This window comes from Colwellia sp. E2M01 (assembly GCF_018860585.1).
Taxonomy (GTDB): domain Bacteria; phylum Pseudomonadota; class Gammaproteobacteria; order Enterobacterales; family Alteromonadaceae; genus Colwellia.
In genome coordinates, this window is record NZ_JAHKPR010000048.1 from 10200 (window position 1) to 25312 (window position 15113).

The 15113-nt window shown below is 36.5% G+C and carries 12 protein-coding genes; 9 read left to right on the plus strand and 3 right to left on the minus strand.

Features of this window, described 5'->3' with window-relative positions; genetic code table 11:
* Positions 1-141: 141 nt before the first annotated feature.
* The 3 genes from KO502_RS10430 to KO502_RS10440 all read left to right on the plus strand — a co-directional run bounded on the left by KO502_RS10430 (position 142) and on the right by KO502_RS10440 (position 2819).
* Positions 142-636 (plus strand): potassium channel family protein, encoded by a 495-nt coding sequence (locus KO502_RS10430; RefSeq protein WP_252730719.1) that lies wholly within the window; start codon positions 142-144, stop codon positions 634-636.
* 3 nt (positions 637-639) lie between these two features.
* Positions 640-1830 carry a sodium/glutamate symporter gene (gene gltS, locus KO502_RS10435; protein WP_216022515.1) on the plus strand — a complete coding sequence of 397 codons (1191 nt, stop codon included), beginning with the start codon at positions 640-642 and terminating at the stop codon, positions 1828-1830.
* A 134-nt stretch (positions 1831-1964) separates the two neighbouring features.
* Complete coding sequence (locus KO502_RS10440) at positions 1965-2819, plus strand: PA4780 family RIO1-like protein kinase (RefSeq protein ID WP_216022516.1); 855 nt, start codon at positions 1965-1967, stop codon at positions 2817-2819.
* 271 nt (positions 2820-3090) lie between these two features.
* Here the strand turns inward: KO502_RS10440 and KO502_RS10445 are convergent, their stop codons facing one another.
* On the minus strand, positions 3091-3996 hold the full coding sequence (locus KO502_RS10445) for a LysR family transcriptional regulator (protein ID WP_216022517.1): 906 nt from the start codon (positions 3994-3996) through the stop codon (positions 3091-3093).
* Between the two features lie 165 nt (positions 3997-4161).
* On the opposite strand from KO502_RS10445, the gene KO502_RS10450 reads away from it, so the two are divergent.
* The 3 genes from KO502_RS10450 (at position 4162) to KO502_RS10460 (ending at position 8384) form a co-directional block, all read left to right on the plus strand.
* Positions 4162-5259, plus strand: a complete 1098-nt coding sequence (locus tag KO502_RS10450; RefSeq protein WP_216022518.1) for a YeiH family protein — start codon at positions 4162-4164, stop codon at positions 5257-5259.
* Positions 5260-5400: 141 nt separating this feature from the next.
* On the plus strand, positions 5401-6735 hold the full coding sequence (locus tag KO502_RS10455) for an alginate lyase family protein (RefSeq protein WP_216022519.1): 1335 nt from the start codon (positions 5401-5403) through the stop codon (positions 6733-6735).
* A 62-nt stretch (positions 6736-6797) separates the two neighbouring features.
* A complete protein-coding gene (locus KO502_RS10460; protein WP_216022520.1) occupies positions 6798-8384 on the plus strand; it encodes a phospholipase D family protein in 1587 nt (528 codons plus the stop codon).
* Between the two features lie 72 nt (positions 8385-8456).
* On the opposite strand, the gene KO502_RS10465 is transcribed toward KO502_RS10460, so the two are convergent.
* Positions 8457-9308, minus strand: coding sequence for a hypothetical protein (locus tag KO502_RS10465; protein WP_216022521.1), 852 nt, complete (start codon positions 9306-9308; stop codon positions 8457-8459).
* A 355-nt stretch (positions 9309-9663) separates the two neighbouring features.
* On the opposite strand from KO502_RS10465, the gene KO502_RS10470 reads away from it, so the two are divergent.
* From KO502_RS10470 to KO502_RS10480, 3 genes are read left to right on the plus strand one after another with little or no spacing between them, the layout of a single operon-like run.
* A complete protein-coding gene (locus KO502_RS10470; RefSeq protein ID WP_216022522.1) occupies positions 9664-10251 on the plus strand; it encodes a class I SAM-dependent methyltransferase in 588 nt (195 codons plus the stop codon).
* Between the two features lie 28 nt (positions 10252-10279).
* The gene (locus KO502_RS10475) at positions 10280-13405 is read left to right on the plus strand and encodes a DEAD/DEAH box helicase (protein WP_216022523.1); all 3126 of its coding nucleotides are present in this window, start codon (positions 10280-10282) and stop codon (positions 13403-13405) included.
* A gap of 60 nt (positions 13406-13465) precedes the next feature.
* Positions 13466-14422, plus strand: a complete 957-nt coding sequence (locus tag KO502_RS10480) for an alkaline phosphatase D family protein (RefSeq protein WP_216022524.1) — start codon at positions 13466-13468, stop codon at positions 14420-14422.
* A 17-nt stretch (positions 14423-14439) separates the two neighbouring features.
* Here the strand turns inward: KO502_RS10480 and def are convergent, their stop codons facing one another.
* Positions 14440-14982, minus strand: a complete 543-nt coding sequence (gene def / locus KO502_RS10485; protein ID WP_216022525.1) for a peptide deformylase — start codon at positions 14980-14982, stop codon at positions 14440-14442.
* Between the last annotated feature and the right edge of the window lie 131 nt (positions 14983-15113).

Genomic DNA, 15113 nt, shown 5'->3' on the forward strand with positions numbered 1-15113 from the left:
TTAATCAGATTGGTATAATGCTAAAAAATTAAATATATAGGCTGAATTTTAGTTTACTTGCCGCAATACTTTTCTATAGTTTGATATTGTAATATCATGAATTTAATTAAATTAAGTTCACTTACTGTCATAGAGAAAACAATGATTATTATAAAACACGCCATGGAAAAAAGTAATTTTTACCGCATTGATGACTATGGCGTTAAAAATTATAACTACGGAATAATTACCGTATTATCTTTTGTAATATTTGCCGTTATTAATATTTCATTAGGCTACATAACTTATATTGCTGAACTTGAAGCAACTAACTCCCCTGTGAAAAATTACGCCGATGCATTTTGGCTTATGTTAATGTCATCTAGCACCATAGGGTTTGGTGATGTTTACCCCGTGACCTTAACTGGCCGTATTATGGTGTTCATAATGTTCATTTTAGGGGTAGGGATTTTAGGTAGTGTTGGTGCCATTTTCGCGACCAAGGTGTTCGGCTTTACTGACACCAATATAAAGAATAGAGAATTAAGAAGACAAAACGAAGAAATATTAAAACAGAACGATAAAATTTATAAAAAGTTAACCGAATTAGAAAACAAACTTAACGCCAGCGACGATAGCAACAAAGTGTCTACATAAGCAATGATATTAGACGAAAGACAAACCATTATATTATCGGTATTAGTTTTATTTTTAGGTCGCTATTTAAACCGAAAAGTAGCTTTTTTACAAAAATACAATATCCCCGAGCCTGTAACAGGCGGCATTATTACTGCGCTTTTCTTTAGTGTCCTTTATTATATTTTCGATCTAAGTATCGAGTTTTCATTACAACAACGCGATATATTATTGGTTATATTTTTCACTTGTGTTGGTTTATCTGCCAGGCTTTCTACCTTAATTAAAGGCGGAAAATCACTTGTTATTATGTTGCTTTTAGCCATTTGTTATTTATTTTTACAAAACATTACTGGCATAGCCGTATCAATGGTATCAGGCCTTTCACCACCCGCAGGTTTATTAGGTAGCTCTGTATCTCTTAGTGGCGGACACGGTACCTCAATCGCTTGGGCACCTAGCTTTGTTAGCCACTTTAATATTGAGAATGCTATGGAGATAGGTATAGCATGTGCAACCTTTGGTTTGGTATTAGGTGGTATTTGTGGCGGTCCAATTGCAGGCTATTTAATAAAACGACATAACCTTACCTCTACCAGCTCAGAACATATTGTTATCGGCAGTGAAAACGAAAAAGAAGAAATTACCGTTCATAGTGTATACAGCTCTATTTTAGTACTTTGTATCGCCATTGGTATTGGTTTGCATTTACACCACTTAATAGACAGCATAGGTCTTAAATTACCGATTTTTGTACCTTGTTTATTTGGCGGTATTCTACTAACCAACACGATTCCGTTAATATGGAAAAAAGTTCACTGGCCAACAGGCACGCCAACATTAGCGTTAATATCAGACTTGTCTTTGGGCTTATTTCTAGCGATGTCATTAATGAGTTTACAGTTATGGACATTAATTGATTTAGCACTGCCAATTTTATTCTTACTTACCGCACAAGTACTCTTAGTCTTATTTTTTACCATTCATGTGGTATTCAGAGCATTAGGTAAAAACTACGATGCTGCCATTATGGTTTCTGGCTATTCTGGCCTAGTGCTTGGCGCCACGCCAACCGCTATCGCCAATATGACAGCCGTTACCAAGCAATATGGTGCTTCACCACAAGCATTTATTGTTATTCCATTAATCGGTGCTTTTTTTATTGATCTAGCAAATGCTTTTGTCATTGAAATATTCTTTACCTTATTAAGTTAATGCTTCTTGGGATATATAGCCATTACACTTGAAGGGGCGGCTAATACTGATATACTCAGCCTTTCGCTACATACTCCCATAATCGGTGAAGTTGCTATAATTATTTCTACATGTTGTAAAGGTACAAAAGTTAAATGAAAATTCCAAAGCGTCTTCAACCTCTTGTCGAAGAGGGTTTAATTGATGAGGTACTCAATCAATTAATGAGCGGGAAAGAAGCCACTGTGTATCGAGTACGTTGTGGAGAAGAAATCCGCTGCGCGAAAGTGTATAAAGAATCCATGAAGCGTAGCTTTAAAAAAGCATCGCAATATACTGAAGGTAGAAAAAGCCGTAACAGCAGACGTTCGCGAGCCATGGAAAAAGGCTCCAAATACGGTAAAAGCCAGCAAGAAGAAGCATGGCAAAATGCTGAAGTTGATGCGTTATATACTCTTGCTGAACACGATGTACGTGTACCTCAGCCTTTTGGTTGTTATGACGGCGTATTGTTAATGGAATTAATTACCGATGAAGAAGGTAATGTCGCTCCGCGCTTAAACGATGTGGTGATGGAAGCCGAGCAAGCGTTAGAAGATCATGCGTTAATGATGATTTATATTATGCGTATGTTATGTGCAGGTATTGTGCATGGTGATTTATCAGAATTTAACGTATTGGTAGATTCATACGGCCCTGTAGTAATCGATTTACCCCAAGCGGTTGATGCTTCAGCCAACAATAACGCACGTTCAATGTTATTGCGCGATGTAAACAATATCACTACTTATTACGCACAATTCGCTCCTAATTTGGCACTAACTAAATTTGGCGAAGAGATGTGGGCTTTATATGAGGCAGGTGAGTTAAGTGACACAACTAAGTTAACAGGACAGTTTGCTGAAGATACGCAAAGTGCAGATGTTGAAACCGTACTTGCTGAAATTCAAGCGGCGTTCGAACAAGAGCAAGATAGATTAGCTTATTTAAAAGAAGCAGCTGAGCAGTAGCTATAATAAATAAGAACTTCGTCTTACCTTTAAATATATACAATACTCATAATTTGAGGTTTCTATAAATAATCAACTAACACTATTATTTATGATTATATTTTCTCTTTTGGGGTGCTTGTAAATAGTTATACCAAGTTGATTAAGTGCTTTCCTACTCAGCGAAAATTAAAAAGCTTAGAGGCAAGGCATTAATTAATTAATTGAAGAAAAGGGTTATTCAGGAGAATATACTCCTGCATTCTCTAAGAAGCTACATCCATGTAGCTTCTTACATACAAACCTTGAGGTTAAACAGTAATTTCTCAAAGGCTTGTGCCGCATGTGATGATGGGCGATCACGATATCGTAATTGATATAACGGTCGAGAAAACCCCTCTCCTTCATAGTCAGTAAAGCGATTTAGCTTACCAAGCTGTACTAAATCTTCGGTAACCACATTAGGTAATAACGCAACCCCCATACCTTGTGCAACAGCACGAGCTATCGCTTCATTACTACCTAACACCATATTTTTTTCTATTGCTATTTTTTGCTCAGATAAAAGCTTAAGTGATATTTCTAAAGTGCCTGAACCCGCTTCCCGTAATAACCACTGTTGCTTTGCTAGCCATTTTTTACTATTTTTCGGCAATGTTTTTTGACCCGAATAAACAATACTCATTAAATCGTTTTGCCAATGTTTACTCATAATATTGTCTTGACTTGGACTACCTTCAACTAAAGCTAAGTCAATAGTACAATCAAGTAGGGCTTGTTCTATTTGCGCGGTATTAGCGACTTGTAACTCTACTTTTATGTCTGGGTATTTTGCACAAAATTGCGCTAAATACGTGGGTAACCAATAACTGGCAATAGTCGTACTTGTACCAATAACAAGGGTGCCGCGTTTAAGACCTGTTCGTGCATTTATGTCGTCAATTGCCGCTTTTTCAATAGCGAAAATACTCCGGGCATGCTCAAATAGCGCGTGTCCTGCTTCCGTTAAACTTAATTTCTTACCTTTTGCTGCACGCTCAATTAACTGTATATCTAACTGGTGCTCCAGATCTTTTATCGATTTTGATATTGCAGGCTGACTTATATACAAGGCTTCTGCTGTGCGAGAAAAGCTTTCTAGCTTCGCGACGGTATAAAACACTCTTAGCGATTGTAAGTTTAAACTGTGCAAATTCATTTTTAACCCACTTAACTGTATAACCCACTTCACTGCATAACTTCAGGTTATAGAATCATGATATTAATGTATTGGAGTTATATTGAGGTATTTTTTACCATTAAGTCAACTTAATTAAGTGCGCTAAATCAATAGCACTTGCGCAGCTATATTCTTAGGAAGACCATGTTTGCTCTTAACCAAAGCTATAAGAAAATAACTAACAGCCAATACTGTGATCCGCGTTGGATTTTTGGTGTCGCACTTGTGGCGTTATTAACTTTTGTAGCTAGTGAATTGAGTGAAATAGCCTTCTTTAAAAATGCACAATTAAGCTCACTAACTTTAGGTATTTTAGTGGGGATTATTGTTGGTAATACCGTATTTTCACGTGTTGCAAAACATACTGCTGTAGGCGTAGATTTTTCTAAAAGCACTTTACTAAAAGCAGGCATTATATTGTTTGGTTTTAGAATTACCTTCTCTCAAGTCGCTAGCGTTGGTTTACATGGTTTAGTGACTGATATTCTTGTGTTAATTAGTACTTTTTTACTCGCTATACAATTAGGTAAGCGTCTATTTAAGCTAGATACACAAACCACTATATTAATTGGCGCGGGTAGTTCAATTTGTGGCGCAGCGGCGATTATGGCAACGGAGCCTGTAATAAAAGCACAAGCGCATAAAGTGTCTGTTGCCGTAGCTACCGTTGTTGTTTTTGGCACAATCAGCATGTTTGTCTACCCTATTTTTTTCAATTATATGAACTTATCAGGCACGGGCTTAAGCGAAAAAGCATACGGTATTTTTGTGGGGTCAACTATTCATGAAGTAGCTCAAGTCGTTGCTGCAGGTAGTGCGGTAAGTACAAACGCTGCAGATATTGCAGTTATCGAAAAAATGTTAAGAGTAATGATGTTAGCGCCGTTTTTAGTTGTTTTATCATGTTGGTATGCTAAGCAAAATGCCACCATTGATGCAGGTAAACATAAAGAGTGCAAAAGTAATAAAAACGCTATTAATATTCCGTGGTTTGCACTTTGGTTCATTATTGTCAGTGGTATAAACTCTTTAGCGTTAATTCCTGAAGAAGTATGCGAATTTATTTTAAAAATAGACAATATATTACTCACCATTGCTATGGTGGCATTAGGTTTACGAACACATATTGGCGCAATTAAACAGGCTGGCGTAAAACCATTATTACTTGGCGGCTGTTTATTTATATTTTTAACTCTGGGTGGTTACCTAATAAATACGCTAGTGGCTCATTTTTTATCCTAATTCAAGTAATAAGGATTTTTAATCGCAACCGACTGAAGAGATAAGCACAATATTCTCTGCTTATTATATTATGCTTATTTCTAATTATTCATTATAGTGGGGCTTAAATCCTACTAGTATCCGGATAATCAGAGGCTAACAATGTCTTTTTTAAATAAAAAAATAAATGTAATTTTCAGTTACTTACCGACAACATTCAACTTATTAATTACTTTTTTAGCCTTACAAGTATTCACAACACATGCTGCGACACCATTAAAGCCCGTAGATGAATCAACAAGAGTCTCAGCAAATAAATCAATCGACTTTATTCAATATAGCGCCGAAAGCCTAGCTAACGTTAAGCTGTCATTACAAAACGGGCAAGCTGCAAAGATCACTCAAAAGGCTTATGAATTACTACTCAAAAAAGCTGACTCAACACTTGCAATGACCAACCCAAGTGTTATGGATAAAAACTTCTTACCACCAAGCAAAAACAAGCATGACTATTTAAGTTTAAGTCGCTACTGGTGGCCAGATCCTAAATCTGCAGATGGTTTACCTTGGATAAGAAAAGATGGCGTTACTAACCCAGATACGCAAACCGATGATGTAGACCGAGGCCGATTAAGCAAAACCACTAGCGCGATAAGAATATTAGCGTTAGCTTATTACTTTTCTGAAAATGAAAAATACGCACAAAAAGGTATTAGCTTAATCAATACGTGGTTTTTAGATGAAAAAACCAAAATGAACCCGCATTTGCAATACGCGCAAAGTGTACCTGGCAACCCTAACGGCCGTCGTTCGGGTATGTTAGATGGCCGATTAATCCCTGAACGAGTATTAGACTCAATCACAATTTTCTCAGCATCACCCGCTTGGACAAATGAAAAAGCTACACAAATGAACTCATGGTTAAACGACTATTTAGCCTGGTTAACTACCAGTAAATTAGGTAAAACCGGCGCAACACAAAAAAATAATCACGGCTCATGGTATCGTTTTCAAATAGCCGCTTTGTCTTGGTACTTAGGCGACAAAGCATTGTTTGAAAAAACTATTGTTGCAACGATAAACAGTTTTTCAGAGCAATTTAATGAGCAAGGTGCGCAAGAACATGAGCTACAAAGAACCCGTGCTTTTTTCTATAGCTGCTTTAACTTACAAGCACTTGCCCTTGTAGCAAATTTAGCTGAAAAAGGCGATACCCCAATATGGCGATATCAATCACCTAAAGGACATAGCTTAACACTCGCAGTAGAATATTTAATGCCTGTAACGCGCGGTGAAAAGTGGCAACATGCCAGTAAAAATTTAGATCCGAGCCAATTATCTCCAATATTAGCAGGTATGGTAATGTATGGTAATATGCCTAAATACCAAACAACGCTCAGTAAAATAATGAGTAATTTAGGCAACAAAGATAACTTAACTTCACATCAAAAATACAAATACTACGAGTTTGCTTTATTAACACCACAACTCATGTAAGCGACTAATTTAACCACCTAGGAGAATTAGCTATAAACCTAGTTTATGACTAACAAAGTTTCATGGATAAAACACAACAGCGCGACAACACAACACTATTTAGCTTGTATAAAAAAATACGTTTCAACTTTACATTATTATTTATAGCCCTGCCGCTCAGTATGTTAACGGCTTGTACAGATAGAGATGACCAAATGCCAACCTCAGATGAAGATTTTTGCGCCGCAATAGACACCTCAACCTCTGCCGTATTATCCACCTACCTCAAGCCATACCAAGCTAAAATGGCAAACAGTACTGGCGTATATGTATTAGAGCAAGGTACCGAAGCAATACTTACCCGCGCTTGGTTAAGCGAACACGCACAAAAAAGCATAGACGTACAATACTTTATATTTTCAGCAGACAACATTGGCTTAATCGCCGTTGATTACCTTGTAAAAGCCGCAGAAAGAGGCATTAAAGTTAGAGTTTTAGTTGACGATATTATGCTTGATGCTAATGGTAGCGACTTACTAAAATTAGCGGCGCACGAAAATTTATCAATAAAAATATATAACCCAAACATCAATATTGGTAAAAACTTTATTGCCAAATTTGTTAATTTAGCGACAGATTTTCATGGCATTAACCAACGTATGCACAACAAAACCTTTACGGTAGACGGCCAAGTAGCAATCACTGGCGGCAGAAATGTAGCCGACGAATACTTTGGTTATGACCATCAATTTAACTTTAGAGATCGCGATGTACTATTACTTGGCGGCATTAGCAACGATATACAGTTATCGTTCAATCAATACTGGGACAATGCATTAAGCTTACCTATTGAAAAATTAGTCACCAGTAAAACTAACTTCAATACCGACTTTACTGCATTACATCAATACGCTTGTAACCCATTACATTTTACAGCTTCCGTGAGAAAACAAATAAAAGACCTACCTAGTGTTTTTCAAGAAATTGAACAAGACGGACATTTACAGTGGCTTGATAATGTTGAATATATTTCAGACTTACCCGGTAAAAATGCAGGTAATAAATTTTTAGGTGGCAGCGGATTATCTACCGAACGACTGATTTTATTATTACAACAAGCTAAAAAATCAGTCACTATTCAAACCCCTTACTTAGTAACAACCGATTTAAGTAAAGAACTATTTAAAGGGTTAGTAAGCCGCGGTATTGAGGTAAAAATACTCACCAACAGCTTAGCCTCTACCGATAATTTAGATGCTTTTAGTGGCTATCAACGCGACCGAAAAGAACTCCTTGAAACCGGCGTTAAAATTTATGAATTTAAACCCGACGCGCAAATCAGACAAAAAGTGATGTCGGCAGAATTAGACGGCAAACTGCCTGCTGAGCCAATATTTAGTTTACATGCAAAATCTATGGTTATTGACGACGATATAACCGTAATCGGCACATTTAACTTAGATCCACGTAGTGCTAACTTAAATACCGAAAGCATAGTTATTATTCCATCGAAAGAAATAACAACAACAGTTAAAGCGGGAATGTTAGAGGAAATGCAGCCCGAAAATGCATGGCAGACAACACTTGATTGGAACCCTGACGGCGAAGTAAGCAAACTAAAACGCATTAAAGTTAAACTACGACGCGTAATACCAAAGAATATTCTCTAGTTAGAATAGAAGTGGTCATTGAAGGTAACTAATATTATGCTACCTAGCTACTCAACGCTAAGCGATTGAAATTTATGATTGTTTTTCTCGGTAAGAGTCAAGGGATATCACGTTATCAGGTATAGCCTCGGTATTTTCAACGTCTTGCTTATTTTGGGTAATATGCTCGGCGTACTCAATATGCTCTTTTATTTCCTGATAAATAGATCTTTCTATCGCTTTAAAGTCGGTTATTTTACGTGCAATTTCCTGTGTATTATTATCGGTATAATCAGTTAACCAAGCTTTTAAAAATCTATGGTGTGGTGAAAAATACTGTTTATCACTTTTATTTTTTCTAAGCATTTGATTAATAAAATCATCAAATTTAATTAACCCAAAATCTTCGGCAATATAACCAAATTCATGTGCTTGTTGCTCAAAATGCCAAACCACATCATTCAATGTTGCTTGTACCGAGCGATCACCTCGCTGATGAAAAGCACAATTAGTATGCATGTTGTTGTAACACTCTATACTATCAAATATTTCATCAGTAACATCTTCTTCAACTGCGCCAGGAATATCGGCAAACACTGACATCATTTGCGTTATATGCAAGGTAATATGGTGTTCAAACATATTAAGAAAGGCTAATTCATCACCTTTTTTTATACCGCTAAAAGTCATAGAAAAACGCGAGTGACAATCCATCACAATAACTATATTTTTTCGTTTTACTTTAACAACATGCACTAACCACTGCCACGGAGACTCAGTATTACCAAAAGCAGTATGCGTACTTAAAACATTTACGTTAGCGGGCTTTATATCATCGTATGGTATGTTTTTTTCTGGTGCAGGCTCAATACAGCTAAACTTATTTCCATTTTTAGTGGTAGTAAAAAAATCTGCGGCAGCCTTGGTGCAATTAAATACGAGCATATATTTTTAATCCTAAGTGCATACTTATAAATCTATTATTGATTAGCTAAGTGATTAATTTTTAGTTTTGAATTCAACGCTATGCGTATATTGAGTTAACGTATTAATAAATGATTGATAATAACTTTTTTGTTTTATGTTGTTGCAATTGCAGCAGCTAATGTATTTACTGCAACGATAAAAAAGACTTAACTAACCCCCATACTACACCAATAACATACTAGCTTGTTAACTACTCTGCCTTATTTAACTAAAAATCTTGGTTAAGAGTTGATAAACATAAAGAAAAACATTCTAATAAGTTGTTATTACACTTTTAAGAACTCGTCATAGAATAAGGACATAAAGGCGCACCATGACAACTGATTTTTATAATGAAAACGCAAGCGGCTTTTTTGACGATACTATCAATGCTGATCTTTCCGATATTTACCAAAACTTTTTACCCTTATTAAAAAGCAATGCTCATATCCTTGATGCTGGCTGTGGTTCAGGTAGAGATGCCGCTTTTTTTAGCCAAAAAAATTATTCGGTCACCGCTTTTGATGCCAGTGAAGCGTTAGTCTTAAAAGCACGTGAACATACTGGCTTAGCGATTAGTTTAAATACCTTTGAGAATTTTCAGCGCGAGCCTACAACTCCGTTATTTGATGCCATTTGGGCTTGCGCTTCTTTACTACACGTACCAAGTGACAAGATAGCCGCTTCTTTTTCAAATTTAGCCACGCAGTTACAGCAAAATGGCATTTTTTATTGCTCGTTTAAATTAGGTACTGAAGATACACATCGCAATGGCCGTTACTTCACTAATGCTGATGCGGCACGTTTAGCTAGCTTCATAGAAAACACTCCATTAGTTATTGAAAAAATATGGATTACTGATGATGTTCGTCCTGATCGTCAAGATGAAAAATGGTTAAATGCCATTTTACGAAAAGTGTAATGATATATATTCTGCCGCGAAATTCTCTATGACTTTATCTGAAAGAAACACCGCCCTTGATAACTTACTCGCTCAATTTAATTATTCGTTCGCAGAAGTTATTACCGTAGGTCGGCTTTATACTCAAACAAACCAACCTGCCGTTATTATTGATTCAAACCTTTATCAATTGTCGATAGAAGATTACCAGTACATTGATTACACCAGTTATCAAAACAGAATCATGCATCAATACAATGGTGTTTATCGTTTTTTAGCGACAGATTTATCACTTTTAGAAAACGAATTATCTCTATTTTTAGCAAACAAAGAATTAAGTGAGCTTAATTTAAAAATATACGGCGCTAACCGCACTGACAGCCATATTGATCCCACACCACCAGAATACAATTTTGCCTTATCGTTTGAGCAAGTTTTTAGTGGTAAACATATTCATGCCTTACACCCCGAAGCACCTTATGTAGATTGCCAAGGTCATCGCCGTCACATTGATTATGTTTTACACCGCACATCTCACCCAATTGCCATTGAACTTAACGGCGAACAATATCATCACCCACTTTCAGCAATAGTGTCTGAAAAGAAATACCGCTCACAGTTATTTAAACAAAACTCTTTAGTACATGATGGTTATCAAGTTTATCGTTGGTCAAATCGAGGTATGCAAGACAAATTTAAGTTTGAAGATCAATTAAAAGAGTATTTTGGTAGTAGTGATAATTTTCAATCAGCACCACTTTACCGCGCCACACGTAACGTAGATTTTGAACTATATGCACATCAAGAAAAAGCGGTTGAGGCATTACAAGAAAAACGCAAGCAAGGCGAACAAACCTTTTTAATAGTATTACCAACAGGCACAGGTAAAACAGAAGTTTTTATTGAAGATTTCAGGCAAGAGTTTGCCAAAGGTAATATCACTAAATCACTGGCAATTGTGCCAAGTACAGAATTAAAAAAACAACTGATTGAACGAGTTAAAAGCCAATTACCCAACATTAATGTCGGTGAGAATGTTAATAACTCAAACCTTGATGTAATTGTGCAAACTAGCGCTTATGTCTTACGTCATTTCAGAACAATACCAACCAATTATTTTGATTATATTCTGGTTGATGAAGCACATCGCGCTGCTGCCCACGGATTAAGAAACGTATTAGAACATTTTACACCTAAGAGTTTACTAGGCTTAACCGCTACAGATGAACGATTAGATCAGCAACGCTTAGAAGATATTTTTGGTAGTTATCAAGTAAACCTCACTTTAGAAGAAGCAATAAAACAAAAGCTCGTTCCACAAATCAGAGCCTTTCGCTTACTTTCAAATATTGATTTATCAAACGTGCGCTTTAACGGTAAAGAGTACATAAAAAGTGACTTACAAAAAACCGTACAAGTACCGTCTCGCGACCAATTAGTAGTAGATTTACTATTAAAATACTTCACCGAAACTAGCGATAATGCTTCGTCACTGACGGTCAAGCAAGGCGTTATTTTTTGTGTCGATATCAAACATGCCAACCGCATGGCTGCATTACTCAAACAACATGGTATTAAAGCCGCTTCTGTTCACGGTACTGATAGGCAAGGTTTAGGTGAATATAAACAGGGTAATATACAATTTCTCTGCGCTTGCGATTTACTTAACGAAGGTTGGGATGCACCGCAAACATCAATCATCGTAATGGCAAGACCAACTATGTCTAAAGTGCTATATACCCAACAGCTTGGCCGCGGAACTCGTAGTCACCCTGACAAAGAAGCACTTTACGTTATTGACGTAGTGGATAGTTACAGCTCTGCTTTACAACCTTGGTCTGTGCACAGTTTATTTAATTTTGGTTTATATAAGCCTTTTGCTGATTTAGTCGACAATGTTGCAACGCCAACGAGTGAACTCACCATTCTAGACGGGTTATGGGAGGAAGAGCGCCGTTTAGAGCCAATTAATATTTTTAATTTTGAAAAAGAATTTGGCGACTTACTCAATGAAGAGCAACTAGCACGAGAGTTATTTTTATCAACAGGCACTATCAGAGCATGGTTGAAAAAAGATCAAATTTCGCCATTTAAAACCCTACCTTTCGGTAATAAAACCTTAAACTACTTCTCTGACGAACAAGTTACAGAAATTAAAATCGCAAACAATATAAAAGAGCGAACCGAAGACACACGTAAAACCGATTTTTATGAATTTTTAGAAAAAAGAGATTATAACTTCTCCTACAAAATTATCTTCTTACTTGCCATGGTTAACCATTGTAATGAGCGCGGCGAACAGTCCATTGATGATTTAGTATTAATATACCAAGACTTTTATCAAACATTACTTGATAAATTTGGCTCTGCTGAAAAAGCTAAAAACCCATTAAACAAGCAAGAAAATCTCGACAATCTTACCTATTTAAAAAGAAGTTTAAGGGAAAATCCTTTTGAAAAATTTGAACGTAAGCGTTTCTTTTATCAGTGTAATGACCTGAATATTATTTCATTCGACTCTGTTCTTTGGGAAAAAATGAACCATGAAGATATTACCAAAATCACCAAACAAATGATTGATGACGGTATTAATTACTATCAAAAAATAAATATTACCTTAACGGAAAACGACTTCAGCAATTTAACCAAGCAAGGTTCAACAAATCAGACTCAAGAATTAACACTCAAAGAGGCTGAAACGACTAACACACAAGCGGCAAATGAAGACGAAATTGATAATATTCAAGGTTTAGATCTACCCTTCTATCCAAGCTTAAAAATTGCCTGTGGACATTTTAAAACCAGTGAACATGAAGAAGTTGAAAATTTATTTATCCCCGATCATGCCCATAGCTTTGGCGCATTAAATCCGACTATTCATTTTGTTGCGACAGCATCAGGTAACTCAATGAACGGCGGTAAAAACCCTGTTAAAGATGGTGATTTACTATTACTTGAACTGATCACGCCAACCAATTCAGGTTCTATTTCGGGTTTAACACTCGCTATAGAAATGCAGGACGAGTCAGGTGACGACCAATACTTATTACGCGTAGTAAAAAAACAAAGTAATGGTCAATATGTATTAGTAGCGAATAACCCAGATTACACCGACAAACTAGCTAATGAATATATGCATACATTTGCACGGTTAAAATCAGTATTATCAATGTAAATTTAATCAATTAATCAACAGTATAGCTATTAAAGTTTTAATAAAAATAAGGGCATTACAATGACCAGAATCGCGTTCGCTTCCTGCTGCCGCTATGAATCATTTCCACATATACCGCATAATTTAAAGCAAGCTGAATGGCGAGTTGTTGCGGACACAAACCCTGATTACCTGTTCTTATTAGGCGATCAAATTTATATGGATTACGGGCTTCGCTTTTTTAGTCAAGAGTATATTCGCTCCCCTGAAAAATTAACTATAGATCAATTTGAAGCCAAAATGGACGCTAAGTATTCTCAGCAGTTTTCCGTACCTCATTTCAATAATTTAATCACTAAAATGCGTGAAAAAAATGCTCTCTTTGCCACATGGGACGATCATGATTTTGCTTGGGATAACGCCTTAGGTAGCGATGTACCTGATGATAAAAAAGCGGTTTCAACCAGATTATTTAAACAGTGGGTCTTGGGACAAGAAAAGCCTGATGATAAACCAATTTATCGTTATGTTGATTTACCCAAAGATAACCCAGTCGCACGTTTTATTATTTTAGATAACCGTAGTTACTCAAACAAAAAAAGTATGCTGGGTGAAACACAGATGGCATTTTTACTAGAAAAAATGCAGCACAAGCTTGCCCATACCTTTGTTTGTTCAAGTCTGACGTTAACGCAAGGTGGTGAAGACTGGTCCAATTTTAGCGACGAATATGCGCTTTTTTGCCAAGCCGTACACGCTTCTGAGCCTAATGTTTTCTTTGTTGCTGGTGATATACATAAAAACAAATTACTCGAGCCCAATAAAAAACGTCCGTGTTATGAAATAATTTCTTCAGGTATTTCAGTAAACTACTTAGCATTACCTTTTAGTTTTGATGACCGACACAATTGGGGAAGTATAGAGTTTGATGAAAACTCCGTCACCGTTGAGTTACACAAGGTAAAAGTAAGTAATTTGGGAGAAATAAAAGAAACAGAATGCACACGTAGCACTTTATCTCTTTTAAATACTGGCTAAGTGCTATAACAATTAATTTACCTACAATACTGCTTATACCATTCACTTTCGCTGATCAAATCTTGTGTGGTTTCTAGTTGGTCGATAAACGTTAAGCCGTTTAGATGGTCTAGCTCGTGTTGAAAAATACGGGCGATAAAGCCGTTAAGTTCGCGGTTATGTTCAATGCCTTGTTGGTCAAAGTAACGTACTTTAATACGGGTATGTCTTGGTACTAAGCCACGCATACTTGGCACGCTTAAACACCCTTCCCAGTCTTTAACTTTTTCATCTGAGTATTCGATAATTTCAGGATTAATAATGGCTGTTGGCTCCATTAAAGGTGCGCCTGGGTATCGCGCATTGGGTTTTGAACACATAATAAAAATTCGTGCGCTGTGATGAACTTGCGGTGCGGCAATACCAACTCCACCTGCCGCTTGTACTGTAGACATCATTGCTTTAATCAGGTTTTGGCAGTCATCACCTAATATGTCGTCGACTTCAAGCGCGCGTTGTCTTAACACTTGCGCGCCTAATTGAGCTATATTGCTTTTATCTTTGGTTGTGGTGTTCGCCATTACTTTCAACTTATTGTATGAGTAGAATTTAAAGTAGAAAACAAGTAAGTTTTCACAAGATAAAATATTAACTTAAAAACATTACCGATGAATCAAATAGTTGTGTTTAATACTCATATTAAATATGAATC

Excerpts from the sequence above, each read along its gene's own strand:
- KO502_RS10430 (WP_252730719.1), top strand. The coding sequence starts at position 142 with ATGATTATTATAAAACACGCCATGGAAAAAAGTAATTTTTACCGCATT.
- KO502_RS10460 (WP_216022520.1), top strand. The coding sequence starts at position 6,798 with ATGGATAAAACACAACAGCGCGACAACACAACACTATTTAGCTTGTAT.
- KO502_RS10440 (WP_216022516.1), top strand. The coding sequence starts at position 1,965 with ATGAAAATTCCAAAGCGTCTTCAACCTCTTGTCGAAGAGGGTTTAATT.
- KO502_RS10475 (WP_216022523.1), top strand. The coding sequence starts at position 10,280 with ATGACTTTATCTGAAAGAAACACCGCCCTTGATAACTTACTCGCTCAA.
- def (WP_216022525.1), bottom strand. The coding sequence starts at position 14,982 with ATGGCGAACACCACAACCAAAGATAAAAGCAATATAGCTCAATTAGGC.
- KO502_RS10470 (WP_216022522.1), top strand. The coding sequence starts at position 9,664 with ATGACAACTGATTTTTATAATGAAAACGCAAGCGGCTTTTTTGACGAT.
- KO502_RS10450 (WP_216022518.1), top strand. The coding sequence starts at position 4,162 with ATGTTTGCTCTTAACCAAAGCTATAAGAAAATAACTAACAGCCAATAC.
- KO502_RS10480 (WP_216022524.1), top strand. The coding sequence starts at position 13,466 with ATGACCAGAATCGCGTTCGCTTCCTGCTGCCGCTATGAATCATTTCCA.
- gltS (WP_216022515.1), top strand. The coding sequence starts at position 640 with ATGATATTAGACGAAAGACAAACCATTATATTATCGGTATTAGTTTTA.
- KO502_RS10465 (WP_216022521.1), bottom strand. The coding sequence starts at position 9,308 with ATGCTCGTATTTAATTGCACCAAGGCTGCCGCAGATTTTTTTACTACC.
- KO502_RS10455 (WP_216022519.1), top strand. The coding sequence starts at position 5,401 with ATGTCTTTTTTAAATAAAAAAATAAATGTAATTTTCAGTTACTTACCG.
- KO502_RS10445 (WP_216022517.1), bottom strand. The coding sequence starts at position 3,996 with ATGAATTTGCACAGTTTAAACTTACAATCGCTAAGAGTGTTTTATACC.